Genomic DNA, 18,191 nt, shown 5'->3' on the forward strand with positions numbered 1-18,191 from the left:
AATTATGAAAAATACATACATCTTATTAATTCTGTTATTTTCCCCCTTTTTGGTTTACTCCCAAATCTTTGTGGAAGAAAGCACAGCTGGGTCAATAACACTCACGCCCAGAGGCCTTAGCAGTGCCAACAGCAACGTTACAGCTTTGGGGCAAAGTGCCCTCAAAAATGTCAGTCCAACCGCTACAAATAATGTGGCTATCGGAAGTTTTAGCTTGTTTTCAAATACAATCGGTGAATCCAATGTAGCTTTTGGTTCAGAGACACTCTATTCAAACGTGGCCAACAATGGAAGCACTGCTTTGGGGTACCGAGCTATGTACAATGCCGACAATCGTGCCACTGGTATCTATACCTACAATACGGCAATCGGCAGTTATGCTTTGCAGGGAAGTGGAACACCATCGGCCAACACAGGCATTAAAAATACCGCAATCGGTTTTGAGGTCTTGCTGCAAAACAGTTCGGGGTCTGAAAACACCGCGAGTGGATATTGGGCATTAAAGGCTAACACCACCGGTAGTTTCAATACGGCGAGTGGGGCATTCAGTATGAGCAAAAATACGTTGGCAAATGCTAGTACAGCTGCGGGGGTTTGGGCACTTGATGATAACCTAACTGGCGAACAAAACCTGGCTATCGGCTATGCTGCCTTAAAGTCAAATAAATATGGTGTTTCGAATACCGTTGTTGGCAGCAGTGCTATGCAAAATGTAGATTCTTTTGATTTGGCAAGCAATAATGTAGCCATCGGTTTTTCCGCGTTAAAAGGTGAGGGATTTAATTTTAGGGGTACATTCGGCGGCATAAACAATGTGGTAGTAGGTGCCAATGCGGCGGAGAGGGATACCTCAGGCAACGATAACGTGGTGTTGGGGGCGGGAGCTTTAAAAATCAAAAATGCCGGCGATGGAAATACGGTAATTGGTCGCAATGCCGATATAGGTGGCTTTAACGGCTATTATTTAGTCTCTCAATCCACCACAATCGGTATAAATAAAGGGGCTTCTGTACGCACTACTGCTGTGGGGACCTACGCCGTGGACATCCAAAGCCCCACTAATACGGCCACTTACAATACTGGTATCGGTTACAATGCCATGAATGCATATAGTTCTTCTACGAGTACACGCAATACAGCATTGGGTAGCAATTCGCTTTCGAGCTTGAGCAGTGGTGCCCAAAATACCATGATTGGAGCAGGAGTAGAATCTTTCCCTGGGCCAGTAAGTAGTGGCAACAATAATATTTTGATAGGTTTTGATTCAACCGTGCCTTCTGCCACGGCCAATAATCAAGTAAGAGTAGGACGCAACAATATTACTTATGCTGGGATTCAGGTAGCGTGGAATTGTTCCTCTGACCGCCGTTGGAAAGAGAACATAGTACCCTTGAAGTTGGGTATAAACTTTCTGAAAGAGCTACGACCTGTCACGTATCACCGCAAAAACAACCCCAGTAAAGACCTCGAAATGGGGTTAATAGCGCAGGAAGTAGAAGAAACACTCAACAAATTAGGAATCAAAGACTTGGGATTACTCCACAAAGACGAAAATGGCTATCTTTCACTCCGCTACAATGACCTCATTGCAGTACTTGTGAAAGCTATACAAGAGCAACAGGCTGAGATTGAAGCCTTAGAAAAAGAAAGCATAGCGATAGGCCAAAACCGTCGGGAAATCATCAAAGAATACGATGCTCTTTCTGCAAAAATGAAAGCCCTTTTAGTGAGTTTTATTAATACACCGTCGAATGTAACTACGGCAAAAATCACAAAATAAATCACAAAACCTCATGAAAAAGCTAATTCTTTTGAGTTGGATTTATCTATCGAGTCATTCTATTTTTGCCCAAACACCTGAATTCAAAACATATAGCAAATTTGATTTTGTGGCAGGAGAAAAAGTGGTGGCATTTGAGAATTTTGACCAAGACCAAATCGGCGATTTTCCTGCCAAATGGAATACCAATGGTAGCGGTGAAGTTGTGCTTATTGAAGGAACACCCAGACGATGGCTAAAAATCAACAGCAACACGGCCGCTTTTCCAACATTTGTCAATGACCTGCCAGAAAACTTCACTTTGGAGTTTAACTTAGCGGCTAATCCTGAATTAAATTACGCAGCACGTTTTATTGCTATCATTTTTACGCCAAATACCGAACCCAAAAAACTGTTTACTGCCAATTTCCCATCAAGGGTCAGGGCATCTTTTACCCCACTAAAAGGAGGAAGAGGAAAAACGTCAGTAGATATGTATGGCGCTGACTCAAAGGCCATTGCCCATAATGAAATCACCACTGACAAGTTTTGTTTGCCGCAAAAATCCACGGTAAAAGTATCTGTTTGGCGACAAAAAACACGTCTGAGAATCTACTTAGACGAAGAAAAAGTATGGGATCTACCCACCGCGTTTGATGCTTCGGTCAATTATAAAAAAGTGGTGTTCAGCACAAGTAACTTAACGTCTAACATGGCATTTTACATCTCTGACATTCGGCTAGCGGTAGGCGCACCTGACACCCGCAGCAAACTCATTACCGATGGGAAATTTACCACAACTGGTATTCTGTTTGACAGCAATTCGGATAAAATCAAGCCAGAATCTTATGGCATCCTCAAACAAATAGCGCAGGTCTTGCAGGAAAACCCAACCCTGAAAATACGCATCATCGGCCACACCGACTCCGACGGGGAAGATACCAACAACCTTGATCTTTCTAAACGCCGCGCCGCTTCTGTCAAAGCAAATTTAAGCAGTGAATTCAACATTGAATCACCTCGCCTCCAAACTGACGGCAAAGGAGAAACCCAACCTATAGCCCCCAATACTACGCCAGAAGGCAAAGCAAACAACCGAAGAGTTGAGTTTATCAAACTATAAGTCTCACGTTATTTCAGAAACAAAAAAAGCGCATCTCAATTGAACCAAAACATCATTTTCACCCCAAATAACCATTCAATGAAATAACCCTTTTTTATTTTTATCTGTCTTATTTTGATCTCTTCCTCCTGGGGTGGCACCTCCGAAACCGATATGGTTTCTACCCCAAATGGCACAATCACCATGAAAGTAAATGGCGTGAGTTGGTCGGGAGCTGCGTCAGCCCGATTTATTGAGAATGAAAATATGGTCATCAATGGTATCAACACTACCGCTGCCAATCAGGAATCCATTGGCTTAGTGATTGGAAAAGTGACGCAGGTAGGTACTTACAAAGTCAAAGGCCGAACTGGCAATGCCATGTTATATTCGCAAAAAGCGGTCATTCATTCAGGTTGGGAAGATGGCGAAGTCACCGTTACTTCCATCACAACCACTGGAGGCAAGCGAGTCCCAAGCGGAACTTTTTTGTACTTATATCAACAATAGCGGAGGAAAAGTATCAATCACTTAAGGGAAGTTTTAAGCCAAAATCATTTATTTGTTAGGCTTTTGAACCCTAAAACGTGTACACCTAAAAAAGCAAAAGGGCTGAAAACCATCTGGTAGTCAGCCCTTTTATTGTTATTTATGCTTCTTAGATATTCCCTTTCTTTTTCTCTTTCACGGCAAAATCGGCCGCCCGAGCGGTCAAAGCCATATAAGTAAGCGATGGGTTCACGCAAGATGCGGAAGTCATACAGGCACCGTCTGTCACGAATACGTTTTTGCAGGCGTGTACTTGGTTATTGCCATTCAAGACCGAAGTCTTGGGGTCGCGGCCCATGCGTGCCGTGCCCATTTCGTGAATCGCCATACCCAACCATGAACCACGGTCATAAGATTTTACATTTTTTACTCCTGCTTTTTCCAACATCTCTGCGGCATCATTCGCCATATCAACCCGCATTTTTTTCTCGTTTTCCTTCAATTCGGCGTCAAATACCACCAAAGGCATCCCCCATTTATCTTTTTCTTTGGGGTCGAGGTACATTTTATTTTCGTGGTAAGGAAGCGTTTCACCAAAACCACCCAAGCCCATCGACCACGGCCCCGGTTTGGTCAGTTCTTCTTTGAAATCGGCCCCGAAACTCAATTCGGCTACATTTCGCTGCCAACTTGCACGGCTTCCACCGCCTTGATAGCCAAAACCACGCAAATAATCGCGCTTATCATTTCCGATGTTACGATAACGTGGCACGTAGATACCATTGGCACGGCGCCCGAAATAGTATTTGTCGGCATCTCCCTCCCAAGTTCCGCTTGCTCCCGTACGGAAGTGGTGATCCATGAGGTTGTGTCCCAATTCACCGCTGTCATTTCCAAAACCAGTCGGGAAGCGATTAGAAGTAGAGTTGAGCAATATCGCCGTGGTTCCCAAAGCCGAGCCGCACACAAAAATGATTCCTGCGTTGAAAATACGCTCTTCCATCGTCACGGCATCAATTACACGCACACCAGTGGCTTTCTTTTTGTTTTCGTCGTAAATCAGATTTGTAACCACTGACTCAGGACGAAGGGTTAATAAGCCTGTTTTTACGGCAGGTGGCAAAGTACACGATTGCGTGCTAAAATACGCCCCAAACGGACATCCCAAGGCACATTTGTTACGATATTGACAAGCCGCCCGACCGTTGTTTATTTGGAGTTGAGTCGGTTTGGAAAGGTTGGCTACCCTACCAATCGTCATATTACGACCTGGGAATTCCTTCTCAATACGTTTGCGAACTTCTTTTTCTACGCAATACATATCCATTGGCGGCAAAAACTCACTGTCGGGCAATTGAGGCAAGCCTAATTTTTCGCCTGAAATCCCCGCAATTTTCTCCACGTAGCTATACCAAGGCGCTACATCTTTGTAGCGAATCGGCCAATCAACAGCGATGCCGTCCTTGAGGTTAGCTTCAAAGTCAATGTCGCTCAAGCGATACGATTGGCGCCCCCACATAATAGACTTTCCACCGACGATATTGGGGCGATACCAGTCAAATCGCTTCACTTCTTTATACAAAGAATCAGAATCGTTCATCCAGTATTTTTCCGACATCTCATTGTAGGGGTAATCGCGACTCAATTTTGGATGAGATTCTTTCTGAGCCTCGGTCAACCGACCGTTGTAATTTGATTGCCATGGGTCTTTCATGGCATTTTCATAGCCTGTTACGTGCTCCAGTTTATGCCCTTTTTCGAGCATCAACACACGCAATCCTTTCTCTGTCAACTCTTTGGCTGCCCAGCCACCGCTCACCCCCGAGCCGATTACAATGGCATCGTAGGTCATTTCTTTTTGTGCATCTATATTTAGGTACATTTTTTGGTCAAAGTTAAGTGTGAAAAGGTAAAAGTATAAAGTTGACTTTTAACCTATAAATTTGATTCATCTGTCATTACAACGCCCAGGCTTTCTGACCGGGTTTCAAAGGAACACACCCTTCAAAACGTCCGGGAATCGGCAGGTATTCTAGGGCCTTAGTCGCCCCGATTTCGGACGTAAAATAGCCAGTCACCGTCAATTCTTTCATTCGCATAAAGAACGGTTTGTTGCTAGTAGTCAACGCTTTCACCGCGTCAATCTTTTGTTTTGAGTCCAGTTCAACAAAACTCTTTCCAAAAGCCGAGCGGCTATCGGTATTGAGTTGGGTAAGACCTGAGTAGAATTTTTCTTGGTCAGCTTTGGGGTAGCAATCGCGCATCACCCGCACAATAAATTTCTCAACGCCAGCGGCTTTCGCACCAGGTGTAGTGGTAGTGGGAATAATTACGTCTGCTAATTCGGACAAAAATGCCTCTTGTTCGGCACTCACGGGAAGGCTTTCCCCTACATTCAATTTTTGCCCCATTACTCCTGCCATTGTCGGAGCGGAGATCACGCTTCCCAGAAGGATAGCAACGTGCTGAATAGCATCTCTACGGTTCATGTTTTTTCGGGTGGTTAAGTATAAATAAAGGTTGGCATCTAGTGTTTTTACTAATGATACGTATTAAAAATTAAGCAGATTTAGTTGTACTTTTTTTTGACGCCTCAAAAATATCACGGAAAATTGGAAAGTAACAAATTACCTTCCAGTACCTTTGGTGGAAGAACCATTACTTTTTGATAGGATACCGATGGACACTACGATTCAATGCCCATTAAATCTTAAGTTAAAAAGGCACAATTCGGCGGTGAATTCTTCGTATTATTTAATCATACTCAACGATTTACATAAAACGTTTTATTCACTTATTTGTTTTTCAGAAATTCTTAGCCAATGATAATGTCTTCATTCAAACATAAAGCAACAACCGTACTTATTTTAGTAGCAGCCGTAGGAATAGCCTCTTTGGTGTTGTTGATGTACCAGCTTAACGAAAAAAAATACGTCAAAAACTTAATTCCGGGCGCCACCAATATTCTTGAAAACGCTTTTCCGAATTTATCATTTAATGAGCCCGTAGAATTTACCCACGCTGGCGACAGTACCAATCGGGTGTTTGTGGTGGAACAGTCTGGCAGAATCAAGGTATTTAACAACAATGTCGCCACGAAATCATCGGAGGTTTACCTCGACATTCGTGACCGTGTAAGCGACGGCGGAGAAATGGGATTGCTAGGTCTTGCTTTTGACCCCAATTTTACCAAAAACGGCTATTTTTACGTCAATTATACCCAACGCAAACCCCTCCAAACCATCATTGCCCGTTACCAAGCAACCTCCTATAAAGACATAAAAGTAGATGCCTCTACCGAAGTAATTCTGTTGAAATTCACCCAACCCTACGACAATCATAACGGCGGAAAAATGGCCTTTGGGCCCGACGGATTTCTTTATATTTCTACGGGAGACGGGGGCGCTTGGGGCGATCAGCACAATTATGCCCAAAATCGACAATCACTGCTCGGAAAAATCCTCCGTATCGACGTGGGCAAAATGGATAAAGGGAACTATGGCATCCCTACCGACAATCCCTATGCCGCCAATACACTGGGGTATCGGGAAGAAATCTACGCGTACGGGCTACGGAACCCGTGGAGGTTCAGTTTTGACGCCCAAACTGGCCAACTGTGGGCGGGCGATGTAGGACAAAATGAATTTGAAGAAATTGACATAATCACCAAAGGCGGCAATTATGGTTGGCGGTTGAAAGAAGGCAACCGCTGTTACAATCCCCGCAAGGATTGTGACCCCGCAGATAGCCTCATAAACCCGATTCACCAGTATCCTCGCAGCGACGGTACTTCGGTCACCGGAGGGGTTGTATACCGTGGCAAAAGGCTGCCAGCATTGCGTGGCAAATACCTGTTCGCAGACTACAGTAATGGAAATATATGGACATTGACATTCAAAGAAAATACCAAAACCAGTCATGAGTTACTCACCGCCAACGGAGGGTCAGTTTCGGCCTTTGGCGAAGATGCCAACCACGAAATATACGTGCTTGACCATTACAAAGGCCAAATAAAACGTTTTGTATCCTCAAAATAAAAGCTTTTCGGTATGCTTTCGACAAAAAATACATTTATGGAATTGTTAAGAAGCAATCAAGAATTCAAACCATTGATTTTCAGACACTAAAACTAAAATCTATGCATTTTAGGGTGCTAAACAGGTTAAATAATGGCTAAAAAAAGGCGTTTTAAAGGGTTTTAAGAAGTACCTTTCCTCATTTATTTTTAAATCATAATATATAATTAATCTAATAGGAAATTATTACGCACTTTTTTGCGTTGATACTAAACAGAATACCAATATTTCCTGATTTTTCCGTCCAACTTATGCCTTTTACGATCACTCGTAGGGGCATCTCTAAGTCGTATAGTAAGCTCTCATTTTATTGGTATTTCTATTCAATAAAACCACAACACCATCTGTTTTTTAACCCCCTCATGCTATTGAAAAACGGATACAACGCTCAAGAACAATAAAATATGGCTAGTTCACAGGAGACATTTAGTAAAAAAGAAAGAGAGAAGAAAAAATTAAAGAAGAAAAAGGACAAGGAGGAGAAAAAAGAAGAACGGCAGGCAAGTGCCAAGAAGGGTCAATCCCTAGAAGACATGATTGCCTACGTTGACGAGAATGGCAACATTTCCAACACGCCACCAGACCCCCGCAAAAAGAAGGTGGTTAACAGTGAAGATATTACGCTTGGGGTCGCCAAACAGATTGACGAGCCTGTAGAGATTATCAGAGAGGGAGTTGTGAGTTTCTTTAACGAGCAAAAAGGCTATGGTTTCATCCGAGACCTTAAGTCTCAGGAAAGCATCTTTGTACACATCAATGAACTGAGCGGTCCAATCAAAGAAAACGATAAAGTTACTTTCGAAATAGAAATACGCCAAAAAGGTCCAAGTGCCGTTGCGGTAAAAAAAATGTAGTGAAAGTACCCTAATATATTCACAACAAAACCCCGAGAAGAATCTTCTCGGGGTTTTGTTGTGAATATAAGTCTCAATCAACAGTAGCACAACGTACAAAATACGCCGTTTTATTCGTTAAAATATATACCATTCTGTTATCTTTGATATACCCATAAAGAATAGCACGGGAAGCTTGATAATTCCCGCTAATTTAATGTCACTTATGAACTGCCCCGTCCATAAAACCATTACCCTACCCTACACGTTGAAATTGTTTCTGGTTTTACTTTTCTTATTCGGTTGCAAAGGAAATGCAACCCCGATTGACAACCCCATTTTTGAGGTAGACGACCAAGTGCCACTCATTCCCACCCGCACCTTGGGTTCGGGTTCGGGCTATTTGACAATCGATGGAAAAGCACTTTCTATTAAACCTGGCGAAATTATAGCTATCACTCCCGGCACCTACAAAGACCTGTTATTCATCGATCTGAATGGCACATCCAGTCAACCCATTACGATTGTGGCAAATGGTCCCGTAGAAGTAGTTGGCGGCGGAATCACGTTGGAGAATGTATCCAATCTGACGGTCACGGGTTATCGTAAAGCTAAAAACATTTTCCTGCACGATGTAACTTACCGGGCCATTACCATCACTGGAAGCATTCCACAGGCATTGACACTGGAAGGAATACGCCTAAAAAATGTGGAAGACTACGCCCTTTTCTACGACAATACTGCCCCCTACAACGGCACTGATGCAACCGCTTTTCTCAATTTTAAACTTCTCCACTGCGATTTTGATAATACAGGAGGCATTCAAATCAACGGGAACCTCAATAATTCGGTGGGCATAGTTAATAACGGATTTTGTAAAAACCCCGAAATCGCCTATTGCACTTTTAAGAATTGTCCAACGGTCGAAACCCTACTTTACATCGGAAACGTGGAAGGATGCGACATTCACCATAATGTACTCGACAACATCAACGGAGGCACTGATAAGCACAACGGGATTTTTTTACTGCTCGGGAACGGCCGTGTTCACCATAACAAATGTACCAATCACCAAGGAAATTTTGTCCGATTCTGGCCGTTCTCACAAGGCAGCCAGCCCAAAGAAGTCCTACTTTATAACAACATTGTGTGGAACAGCCGTAAATACAGCGCGTTGGAAGTTCAAAGTTTTGCTCACCACATCATTGCAGGCGTAAGCACTTATTGCAACACCAAAGTATATAACAACACAGCGGGCAAGATGAATACATCCAAACCTACCGTATTTGTGGGGGTAATAGTGGATGTATACAATTTACAAGGAGGTGATATTCAAATATTTAACAACTTATCTTTCCAACAGATTGAAACATCTGCCAACGATAAAATATGGAGTCAGCAAAGCGTAACCAAGCCAAGTTTAGTAACGAATAATCGCTATTTTTCCACGCCAACTGCAGCGGGTCTGGCGGATGAAGTAAGTTTTAAACTGCTTGCTACTTCACCCGCCAAAAAAGCTGGCTTGTATCAGTCCTTTCTAACGGACGATTTTTACAACACCCCACGGGCCAATCCGCCGTCAATCGGGGCAGTAGAATAAGAAAAGTACTATTTTACAAAAAGCCACCAGTTGCCCTGAGAAACAAACGTTTCTTCCCTAAGTTTGGAAATCATTTGAAGATTTTTCACAAACTTATCGCGGTGCTCAATAAGAGCATTGCGACTTTCATGGTCTTGGAGAACATTATTTGAGATTGACACCAGCAGTTTTTCACTGATACTGGGAATGATGTACTTGTAGCCGTTGAAGGTTTCATCGGACTTAGAACAAGGTACAATCTCAAGCCCTGTAATTGGACAGATTGCGTAACGAATAAACATTTTTTATGGTATTTAGTAGGGTAACTTCTTCAAATATAGCAGATAAGCTAAATCAATTCCAAATTAAATTTATCTTGTTCAGCGCTATTTGATGGATCAAAATCAATCATCATTCTCCATTTTTGATCGAAAAGCACCATCGATTCGTAATATTTTGTTGAGGCCAAAACCTGTTTTGACTTTAAGTATATTTTGGTAGTTATCTGAAAAAATATTCGCAACCAGTCGCTTACTTCAATTACCCTTTAACTTATTTACTTGAGATGTAGAAATATAGCACAATATAAATGACCTACATGCCAAAATATTTAAATAATACAAAATTGAATACACATTATTATATTTATAAATTCCTTGTTGACTTACAACAATTACGGGTAAATGAGTAGAAATGCTGATAAATAGAAGACAAAAAATATCCCATAAAGACAAAAAATAGACAATCCAGTCTGTTATCGAAATCTATAAAATTTCACGGTTACATCTACCGCAGTAAGTAAAAAAAGAAACCTGTTATGGCTATAAAAAAAATAGAAATAATTAAAAAAAAGCCTTTATCGTTGTTTTCAAAGGCATTTACTTGTCATTTATCCAGTTTCTTCAATCCTCTTGCTCTATCCCCGAACACATTCATTTTGCCGTCAATTTCCAAAAAACAATAAGAAGCAGCAACACAATAATCCATACCCACCAAGGTGTTTTTTGGAACATTTCTCCCATCACATTTTGTGACGGTCTTCCTGAGCGGCGACTAGTTGGTCTATAGCGATTACGAGCCATCGTTTGATTTTTGAAAAGTGGAGGAATAACTTGAATATTCCCCCGCTAGATTGCTTCGGTTCTACTCATCATTTTGTTCTTCGAGGTCGATATGATTGTCACCTCCCAGGCTGTAATAATTATTCTCTTCGTCTTCAGACCCGATAGCTTCTAGGTCATCGTCCAATTCCGCGCCAGGAATATCCAAATCGCCCCCCGAAATATCATCTTCAAAGTCTTTTTCATTCCATTCCCCAACGCCATCGTTTTCCGACTTCCGATGGGTCAGGTCTTCGGGGTCCAAATCCCCTTCTTTCGTTGCCTGATTGTAAATATCCTCACTTGCTGGATAAAGCGGATAGCCCGGAAACTCTTCCCCTCCGTTTATGTCATTATCATTCTTTTTCGTTGCCATGATTGTACCGTGATTTCATTAGTTAGCCCTGAATAAATACTAAGTTGATTAAAAAGGAGCAGAATCTTTATGACATACTCAATTTTAATGCCAGCCCTTAACTCTCGCAAACGGGGAATCAAATCCACATTTATGACCATAAACCCTGTATATCAAGTAAATAAAGGGATAATGGTTCCTTTAGATAGTAACGTATAGTGTATATCACGTATTACATTTAGTATCAAAGACCAAGATAATTTTATAATTTTAAAAGGAATTTATATAACCAAACCTTTCCTAATATCCTATGCACATTTTACGTCTGCTTCTACCTTTATGCACCGCCTTATTTTTGGCATTTCAACACGCCATTGCTCAGCAATCCAAACCCCAATTGCCTCAAGATACCACACGCTTTGACCGCGATTATGCGCTAGAGGCCTCAATGGTTGGGTATTTTAGCCCTGATGGGGCGCGAAACCCTACCCTGCGAGCCAATAAAGGCGACCGGGTTCGGATAAAAATCACCAATGCTGAATTGATGACCCACGACATTGCCTTAGAAAAAATGGGCATAAAAAGTAAGACCATTCTGGAAAAAGGAATGAGTACCACCCTTACTTTCACCGCCACTCAAAATGACGTTTATTATTGCTCCGTACCCGGCCACCGGGCTGCTGGGATGGTTGGAAACTTTGAAGTGGTGGAAGGTATTATTTCTACCGCGACTATTCAAGGACAGTTGCCAAAAAAGGAAGGGCAGCCGTTAAACCTTAATTTTGAAACAGGTACATTAAAAGATTGGACTGCCACTGGAACTGCCTTTGCCAACCCTTTGATTTCCCTAGACCCCTCTCCTATGCACGAAAAAGATATGCGTATTGGCTTTGAGGGGACGCATTTTTTGAGCAGCGGAGGTACAACCAACGCAAAATTGACTGGAACATTAACCTCTACTCCTTTTAAAGTCACTCAACCTTTTGCTGCTTTCCGGGTTTCAGGGGGAGCATTAGAGGACACCCGCGTCGAATTACGTTTGGCTGGCACCGATCAGATCATCTTTAATATCACAGGGCAGGGGCGCGCCACCCTGCAACCAGTCGTGGTCGACCTTCAGGGATACTTAGACAAAGAGATTTACATTAAGATTATTGACAATGAAACGGGTATTTCCCAAATTCCGTATATTCCGCACGATAAGTGGGCACACATCAACTTTGATGAATTTCTATTTTACCCCACCCGTCCAGAATTTCCTAACGAGCTGAAACAGAAAGACATCATTATTCTACCCCCGTTAGATCCTGTCCTGAATGCGGGGCTGTCGGGCATCGAAGCGGCCAAAGCCATGACACTACCCAAAGGTTTTAAAATAACCTTGGCCGCTGCCGAGCCAGACGTAATTCGTCCCATTAGTTTTACGATAGATTCACGGAGCCGCCTTTGGGTGGTGGAAGGCCACACTTACCCCGTTCCTGCTCCCGAAGGACAAGGTAAAGACCGCATTTTGATTTTGGAGGATACCAACGGCGACGGCACCCTCGACAGCCGAAAAGTATTCATGGAAGGCCTAAATCTGGTCAGTGGCATTGAGATCGGCATGGGTGGCGTATGGCTCGGTGCGGCTCCTTATCTTTTATATATCCCGATAGACGCCAAAAATGACAAACCCGCTGGGCCACCCCAAAAACTGTTGGATGGGTGGGGAACGCAAGACACCCACGAAACCCTGAACAGCTTGCGGTGGGGCCCTGATGGTTGGCTATACGGAACGCACGGTGTATTTACCCATTCCAACGTCGGAAAACCCAGCGCGCCCGATACTGAACGTACCAAAATCAACGCTGGTGTGTGGCGCTACCATCCTACTAAGCACCAATTTGAGGTATTTGCCGAAGGCACGAGCAATCCTTGGGGCATTGATTTTAACGATTACGGGCATCCTTTCATTACGGCCTGCGTGATTCCGCACATGTACCATATCATCCAAAATGCCCGCTATCAGCGGCAAGCGGGAAAACATTTCAACCCCTACACCTACGACGACATCAAAACCGCCGCTGACCACGTACACTGGGTCGGTGAGCGCGGTCCCCACGCTGGCAATTTTCGTTCGGCAGCCAAAGGCGGTGGTCATGCCCACGCGGGAGCCATGGTATATCTAGGCGGTTCATGGCCCGAAGAGTACCGAAATGAGATTTTTATGAACAACATCAACGGTGCCAGACTAAACAGAGACCATCCCCAACGGAACGGTTCGGGGTACGTGGTTAGACACCAGGATGATTTTTTGGCCATGAATGACACTTGGTCGCAGTGGCTCAACTTCAAATACGACGCCAGCGGGTCGGTTTTTGCCATCGACTGGTACGATAAAAACCAATGCCATAGCCCCAATCCCGATGTTCATAACAAAACCATGGGTCGAATTTTTAAAATTACCCACCAAAATGACAAATGGGTACAAGTAAACTTGGCCAAAGCCTCAGATATGGAATTGGTCAACTACCAACTAAACGCCAACGAATGGTACGTACGGCAGGCTCGCACGCTACTGCAGGAGCGCGGACCCAACAAGAAAGTCCACAAAGCCCTCAAAAAGATACTCACCGAAAATCCTGATGCCACCCGAAAACTACGCGCACTATGGGCACTCCACGTCACCCAAGGACTGACAGAAAAGGATTTAATTGAGTTACTTTCCCACGAAAACGAATACGTCAGAAGCTGGGCCATCCAGTTAGTGACCGAAGACAAAAGCGTGAGCCCTGAAACCCTAAAACGCTTTGCAGAATTGGCAAAAAATGACCCTTCCGCCCAAGTAAGACTATATTTGACCTCGGCCATGATGCGGCTCGAACCGTCGCAACGATGGGACGTGGTTGAAGCCCTAGCACAAAAAGCCGAAGATAAAGAGGATCATAATCTGCCGTTGATGCTATGGTACGCGGCCGAACCTCTGGCAGTCATAGACGCAAAACGCGCACTGCAAATGGCAGAAACTTCCAAGTTTCCTAAGCTGCTACCTTACATGATTCAGCGCGTAACGGCGATTGGAACAGAAGAGTCTAAAAAGCTACTCAAAGACCTGAAAGACCGTTTGGGGAAAGTGCATTCGCACGAAAATCACGAAAGTGAGATGCTGATTGATAAAGCATTAGGAAAATAAAAACTTCGCAAAAATGAAGACTAAACATCTGATACTCGTCCTTTCGGCCCTCATTTGCGGGGTTGCATACAGCCAACCTGTAACCACCACGCTCCCTTCAGGCTTCAAGAAAACAAAGCTAACGGGGGATTTTATTTCGGAGGGTGTGGCCGTAGCCGACCTGAACAAAGATGGGAAGCTAGACATCGTTGCGGGTTATTATTGGTTTGAAGCTCCTTCTTGGATAAAACACCAAATGGCTCCCGCAGAAACCACCACCGCCGAAGCCTCGGCTTCGACCGTGGGTTTTGGGATGTTTTCAAGGGTATTTAACCCCCGAAAAGAATACAGCAACTCGTTTTTGAACATGGGAATGGATGTAAACTTGGACGGTTGGGACGATGTTGTCATCATTGATTTTCCAGGAAAACCCGCCTTCTGGTTTGAAAATCCGCGCAATAAACCCGGCGTCTGGCAAAAACACATCATTGCCGATTCGGTTGGTATCGCCAACGAATCGCCAGGTTTTATTGACATGGACGGCGATGGACGCCTTGACATTCTTTGCGGTGATAAAGCTAAAAAACAGATTATCTGGTTGAAAGCCCCCGTGAAACGTGGTGAAACGGAGTGGAAACGCTACAACCTAAGCGCCGAAAATGTGCCAGGTACTGAGATTTTTTCGCACGGAATTGGGTATGGCGACGTGAACAAAGACGGTTTAAACGATGTGGTCATTCGCGAAGGTTGGTTTGAAGGAACCGCCGACAAAACCGCTGGCAACTGGAAATTCCATCCTACCGATTTAGGACAGCCCTGCTCGCACATGCAGGTTGTAGATGTAGACGGTGATGGCAAAAACGATGTTATCAGCGCCTCAGCCCACGCGTTGGGCATTTGGTGGCACCAACATATTACAGACAGCGAAGGCAAAATCAACTTCGCCACCCACGTCATGAGCACCACCACCGCCCAAACCCACTCGTCAATTATGGCAGATTTGAACGGTGATGGCCGCAAGGAATACATCACTGGCAAGCGGTTTTTGGCCCACCACGGCCGCGACCCAGGCGACGCAGATGCCGCCTATCTGCTGTGGTTTGACCTAACGCCAGGACATAAGCCCTACTGGACGGAGCACGTCATCGACAATGATTCAGGGGCAGGCTTAAACATCACAGTACAGGACATGAACAAAGACCACAAACCTGACATCATCATTGCCAATAAAAACGGCGTATTTCTGTTTGAAAATAACTTAAAAAAATAAGCCTTTCCTCTGGTAACGTGCCGCTATGGCACGTTACCATTCTCCAAAAAAGCGAAAAAAAAATAAAATAAAGCATACAGCCAAAGAACCCTAATCTTGCTTTTCTGCAACTAAAACACCTATAGAAAATCACTAATTAGTATATTTTTTCTTCAAAAAAAAAGAGACTCCTTCAAGAAATTTTTCAATTCTAAATCTTTCCGATTACCTTTGAGCACTTCAAGTATTTATACTTATTATATGGGTTATCTATGGTCAATTACCATAGATATTTTTTTTATTTACCAAACCAATTTAAATGCAAAAACCTATCGACAAAAAACCAAAAACAATTAATAATCAAGCAATTAACGACTAAACGTGCCGCAAGAAATGAGAAAAAGAAGTCTACTTTTACTGCTCCCTTTTGTGTTTTTTTATAATTTCAGTTTTTCCCAATCCCCCAATCCGCTTTCTCCTAAGGCCGATTCCATCCCTAAAACCCAAAATCTGAGGGCCGGAGCTTCCACTTCTACTTCCGGTAATATTACAAGAAACAGTCAACTTGCCCAGCCACCCTCCAAGACTGATTCAGCCGCTAAGTATATTTTATTTTTGCCTGGATTTTCTACCTCTGCTACGGGTTCAAATTTCTATTTAGGAATTATTGTTGGCCGACAAATTGAAGTTGAATTTCCGAAACCAAATCAAATTATCCAACGAAATAACTCGAATCAAGCAGTATTGAGGATTGCAGGTACCTGCGACAGTAGTGCCGCTGCTGTAGAAGTAAATCTGATTCCTATTCAAGGCGGAACGGCCCAAAGTGATTTGTTTCAGGTAAACAACGGTAAGTACGCCGACAGTCTCTGGATTACGGGGGGAGATTACCGATTGGAGGTCAAAACAATCCTACGATATATTCCCTCAAGCAACGGGGCAATGCCGATTTATGGTACTTCTCGGACCGTAGAACGGGTTGGCGTTGGTGAGGTTTTATTGCTTTGGGGGCACAGTTTTCTGGCCGGTGACCCATCCTACGATGAGCCTGCTTCCGACCCCAGAGTGCGCACAGTGGCGGTACTTCGTAACCCTTCCATACCCAATGAACCCGGTAAATTGCAGGATCTTGATGCCCTTCCAATCGCTTTTCAACCCATTACTACCTCCAATATTGGCCCTTTTGGGGTTCATAGTTGGATGTGGGGGCGCTTTGGTGACACGCTTGCCAAACGTCTGAATGTCCCAGTTTTGCTGTACATGACCGCCTACGGCGGTTCCAATGTCTGGATGAACATGAAAAACATCAAAAGGGAACGGTTTGGATTTGACTGGTTTGGCGGTCAAGACCAATATTGGATGCCTTACCGCCCCGTAGAGGCCGCTTTCTACAAATATATCCCCCTCACGGGGCTAAGAGCAGTGCTGGTTGAGCACGGAGGCAATGATGCCTCATCACAGTTTTTATCCACCCTTTACGAAAATTTCGTTTTTGTCATCAACCATACCCGAACGGTTCAGGCAAATCATTCACAACTGGCTTTTAAATTAAGCAAGGAAGGGGTTGACTTTTTAAATCAAAACTCCGCGATTGTCAATGACAAAATACAGCAGGTTTTAAATACAATACCCAACACCAGTAAAGGAATTGATTTGAGCGACCCCGCTACCCAAGGCCCTTGGCGGGATGATGGCGGGAAAGGACATTTTAGAGGGAAATTAGGGCATGATAAATACCTTGAACTATGGAAAGCCGCCGTTCCAAACAGTTTCTTTTCTACCACCACTCCTAAACCAGCCACAAAGCCCAACTAAAGCGTCTCTTAGTTCAGAATATTATTGGCGGGGATAAAATTCCCCGCCAGCTTATCCTTAGATTTAAGTTATTCTTTATCTTTCAGACTAAAGTGAAGTTGATGCGCTGTTGCGTATATATCTAGCAATAAAGGTCGACCAGTCTTGGTAGAAATGTCCAGTATTCTACTCCAACGTACTTGATTGAGTAAGCTCATAAATTCTGTATCTTTTTTATAAGCTTCCTTCACTTTTTTTCGACTCACCCAACTGAGTTCTCCCGTTGGGTGTTTACTAAAAAAGTAGGTGTAATTAGGGCTTAATTCCGACCAGTCGCGGCGGCGATACAGCCATAAGCCTTCATAACTCAGCAATTCAAGCGACTTATAACCAATGATTTCCACCAACTCCCCACTACGATAACACCAATCACGACCTGCTTGACGGTACCCAAATACGGTAGTTAAATCATACTGATAGGTTGAATCGGGGGTTTTGATTTTAATACGGTTCATACGGGGTGTCCGCAAGTTAAACCCTTCCCTTTTGTCGTTAAACTCGTGGACCAAACGATGATGAATATAATCATCCACCGTCAGATAGACCCCATTATTAGGTCTATCTGTCACTTTTTGAGCTTGGATTTTGGCCATAAATACCCACAAACACGCCCCCATAAATATCGCTTTCATCCGTTTGCGGTG

The 18,191-nt window shown here is 43.6% G+C and carries 14 protein-coding genes; 9 read left to right on the top strand and 5 right to left on the bottom strand.

All coding sequences use genetic code 11. The annotated features are described in order from the left end of the window. Nucleotides 1-4: 4 nt before the first annotated feature. The 3 genes from DR864_RS04740 (at nt 5) to DR864_RS04750 (ending at nt 3,371) form a co-directional block, all read left to right on the top strand. Entirely contained in the window at nt 5-1,780 is a 1,776-nt protein-coding gene (locus DR864_RS04740) for a tail fiber domain-containing protein (RefSeq protein ID WP_114065876.1), read from the top strand. 13 nt (nt 1,781-1,793) lie between these two features. Then, nucleotides 1,794-2,882: an OmpA family protein gene (locus tag DR864_RS04745; RefSeq protein WP_114065877.1), complete on the top strand. Its 1,089-nt coding sequence runs from the start codon at nt 1,794-1,796 to the stop codon at nt 2,880-2,882. Nucleotides 2,883-2,996: 114 nt separating this feature from the next. Continuing rightward, nucleotides 2,997-3,371, top strand: coding sequence for a DUF6252 domain-containing protein (locus DR864_RS04750; RefSeq protein WP_162793550.1), 375 nt, complete (start codon nt 2,997-2,999; stop codon nt 3,369-3,371). A gap of 148 nt (nt 3,372-3,519) precedes the next feature. Here the strand turns inward: DR864_RS04750 and DR864_RS04755 are convergent, their stop codons facing one another. Together DR864_RS04755 and DR864_RS04760 are read right to left on the bottom strand one after the other, a co-directional pair. Further along, on the bottom strand, nt 3,520-5,232 hold the full coding sequence (locus DR864_RS04755) for a GMC oxidoreductase (protein ID WP_114065879.1): 1,713 nt from the start codon (nt 5,230-5,232) through the stop codon (nt 3,520-3,522). Nucleotides 5,233-5,308: 76 nt separating this feature from the next. Next, nucleotides 5,309-5,839 (bottom strand): gluconate 2-dehydrogenase subunit 3 family protein, encoded by a 531-nt coding sequence (locus DR864_RS04760; protein ID WP_114065880.1) that lies wholly within the window; start codon nt 5,837-5,839, stop codon nt 5,309-5,311. 339 nt (nt 5,840-6,178) lie between these two features. Here DR864_RS04760 and DR864_RS04765 point away from each other — a divergent pair, with 339 nt between their 5' ends. The 3 genes from DR864_RS04765 to DR864_RS04775 all read left to right on the top strand — a co-directional run bounded on the left by DR864_RS04765 (nt 6,179) and on the right by DR864_RS04775 (nt 9,859). Beyond that, a complete protein-coding gene (locus tag DR864_RS04765; RefSeq protein ID WP_229599519.1) occupies nt 6,179-7,387 on the top strand; it encodes a PQQ-dependent sugar dehydrogenase in 1,209 nt (402 codons plus the stop codon). Between the two features lie 443 nt (nt 7,388-7,830). Next, the gene (locus tag DR864_RS04770) at nt 7,831-8,280 is read left to right on the top strand and encodes a cold-shock protein (protein ID WP_114065882.1); all 450 of its coding nucleotides are present in this window, start codon (nt 7,831-7,833) and stop codon (nt 8,278-8,280) included. 196 nt (nt 8,281-8,476) lie between these two features. Next, a complete protein-coding gene (locus DR864_RS04775; protein WP_162793551.1) occupies nt 8,477-9,859 on the top strand; it encodes a polysaccharide lyase domain-containing protein in 1,383 nt (460 codons plus the stop codon). An 8-nt stretch (nt 9,860-9,867) separates the two neighbouring features. Here the strand turns inward: DR864_RS04775 and DR864_RS04780 are convergent, their stop codons facing one another. Beyond that, nucleotides 9,868-10,140, bottom strand: coding sequence for a hypothetical protein (locus tag DR864_RS04780; RefSeq protein ID WP_114065884.1), 273 nt, complete (start codon nt 10,138-10,140; stop codon nt 9,868-9,870). A gap of 841 nt (nt 10,141-10,981) precedes the next feature. After that, nucleotides 10,982-11,314, bottom strand: coding sequence for a hypothetical protein (locus DR864_RS04785; protein ID WP_114065885.1), 333 nt, complete (start codon nt 11,312-11,314; stop codon nt 10,982-10,984). Between the two features lie 289 nt (nt 11,315-11,603). Here DR864_RS04785 and DR864_RS04790 point away from each other — a divergent pair, with 289 nt between their 5' ends. From DR864_RS04790 to DR864_RS04800, 3 genes are all read left to right on the top strand, one after another. Next, entirely contained in the window at nt 11,604-14,465 is a 2,862-nt protein-coding gene (locus DR864_RS04790) for a PVC-type heme-binding CxxCH protein (RefSeq protein ID WP_114065886.1), read from the top strand. Between the two features lie 13 nt (nt 14,466-14,478). Further along, nucleotides 14,479-15,714 carry an FG-GAP repeat domain-containing protein gene (locus tag DR864_RS04795; RefSeq protein ID WP_114065887.1) on the top strand — a complete coding sequence of 412 codons (1,236 nt, stop codon included), beginning with the start codon at nt 14,479-14,481 and terminating at the stop codon, nt 15,712-15,714. 372 nt (nt 15,715-16,086) lie between these two features. Next, entirely contained in the window at nt 16,087-17,508 is a 1,422-nt protein-coding gene (locus DR864_RS04800; RefSeq protein WP_162793552.1) for a hypothetical protein, read from the top strand. A gap of 68 nt (nt 17,509-17,576) precedes the next feature. On the opposite strand, the gene DR864_RS04805 is transcribed toward DR864_RS04800, so the two are convergent. Beyond that, entirely contained in the window at nt 17,577-18,179 is a 603-nt protein-coding gene (locus DR864_RS04805; protein WP_162793553.1) for a hypothetical protein, read from the bottom strand. Nucleotides 18,180-18,191: the final 12 nt, after the last annotated feature.

This window comes from Runella rosea (assembly GCF_003325355.1).
GTDB classification, from domain to species: Bacteria; Bacteroidota; Bacteroidia; order Cytophagales; family Spirosomataceae; genus Runella; species Runella rosea.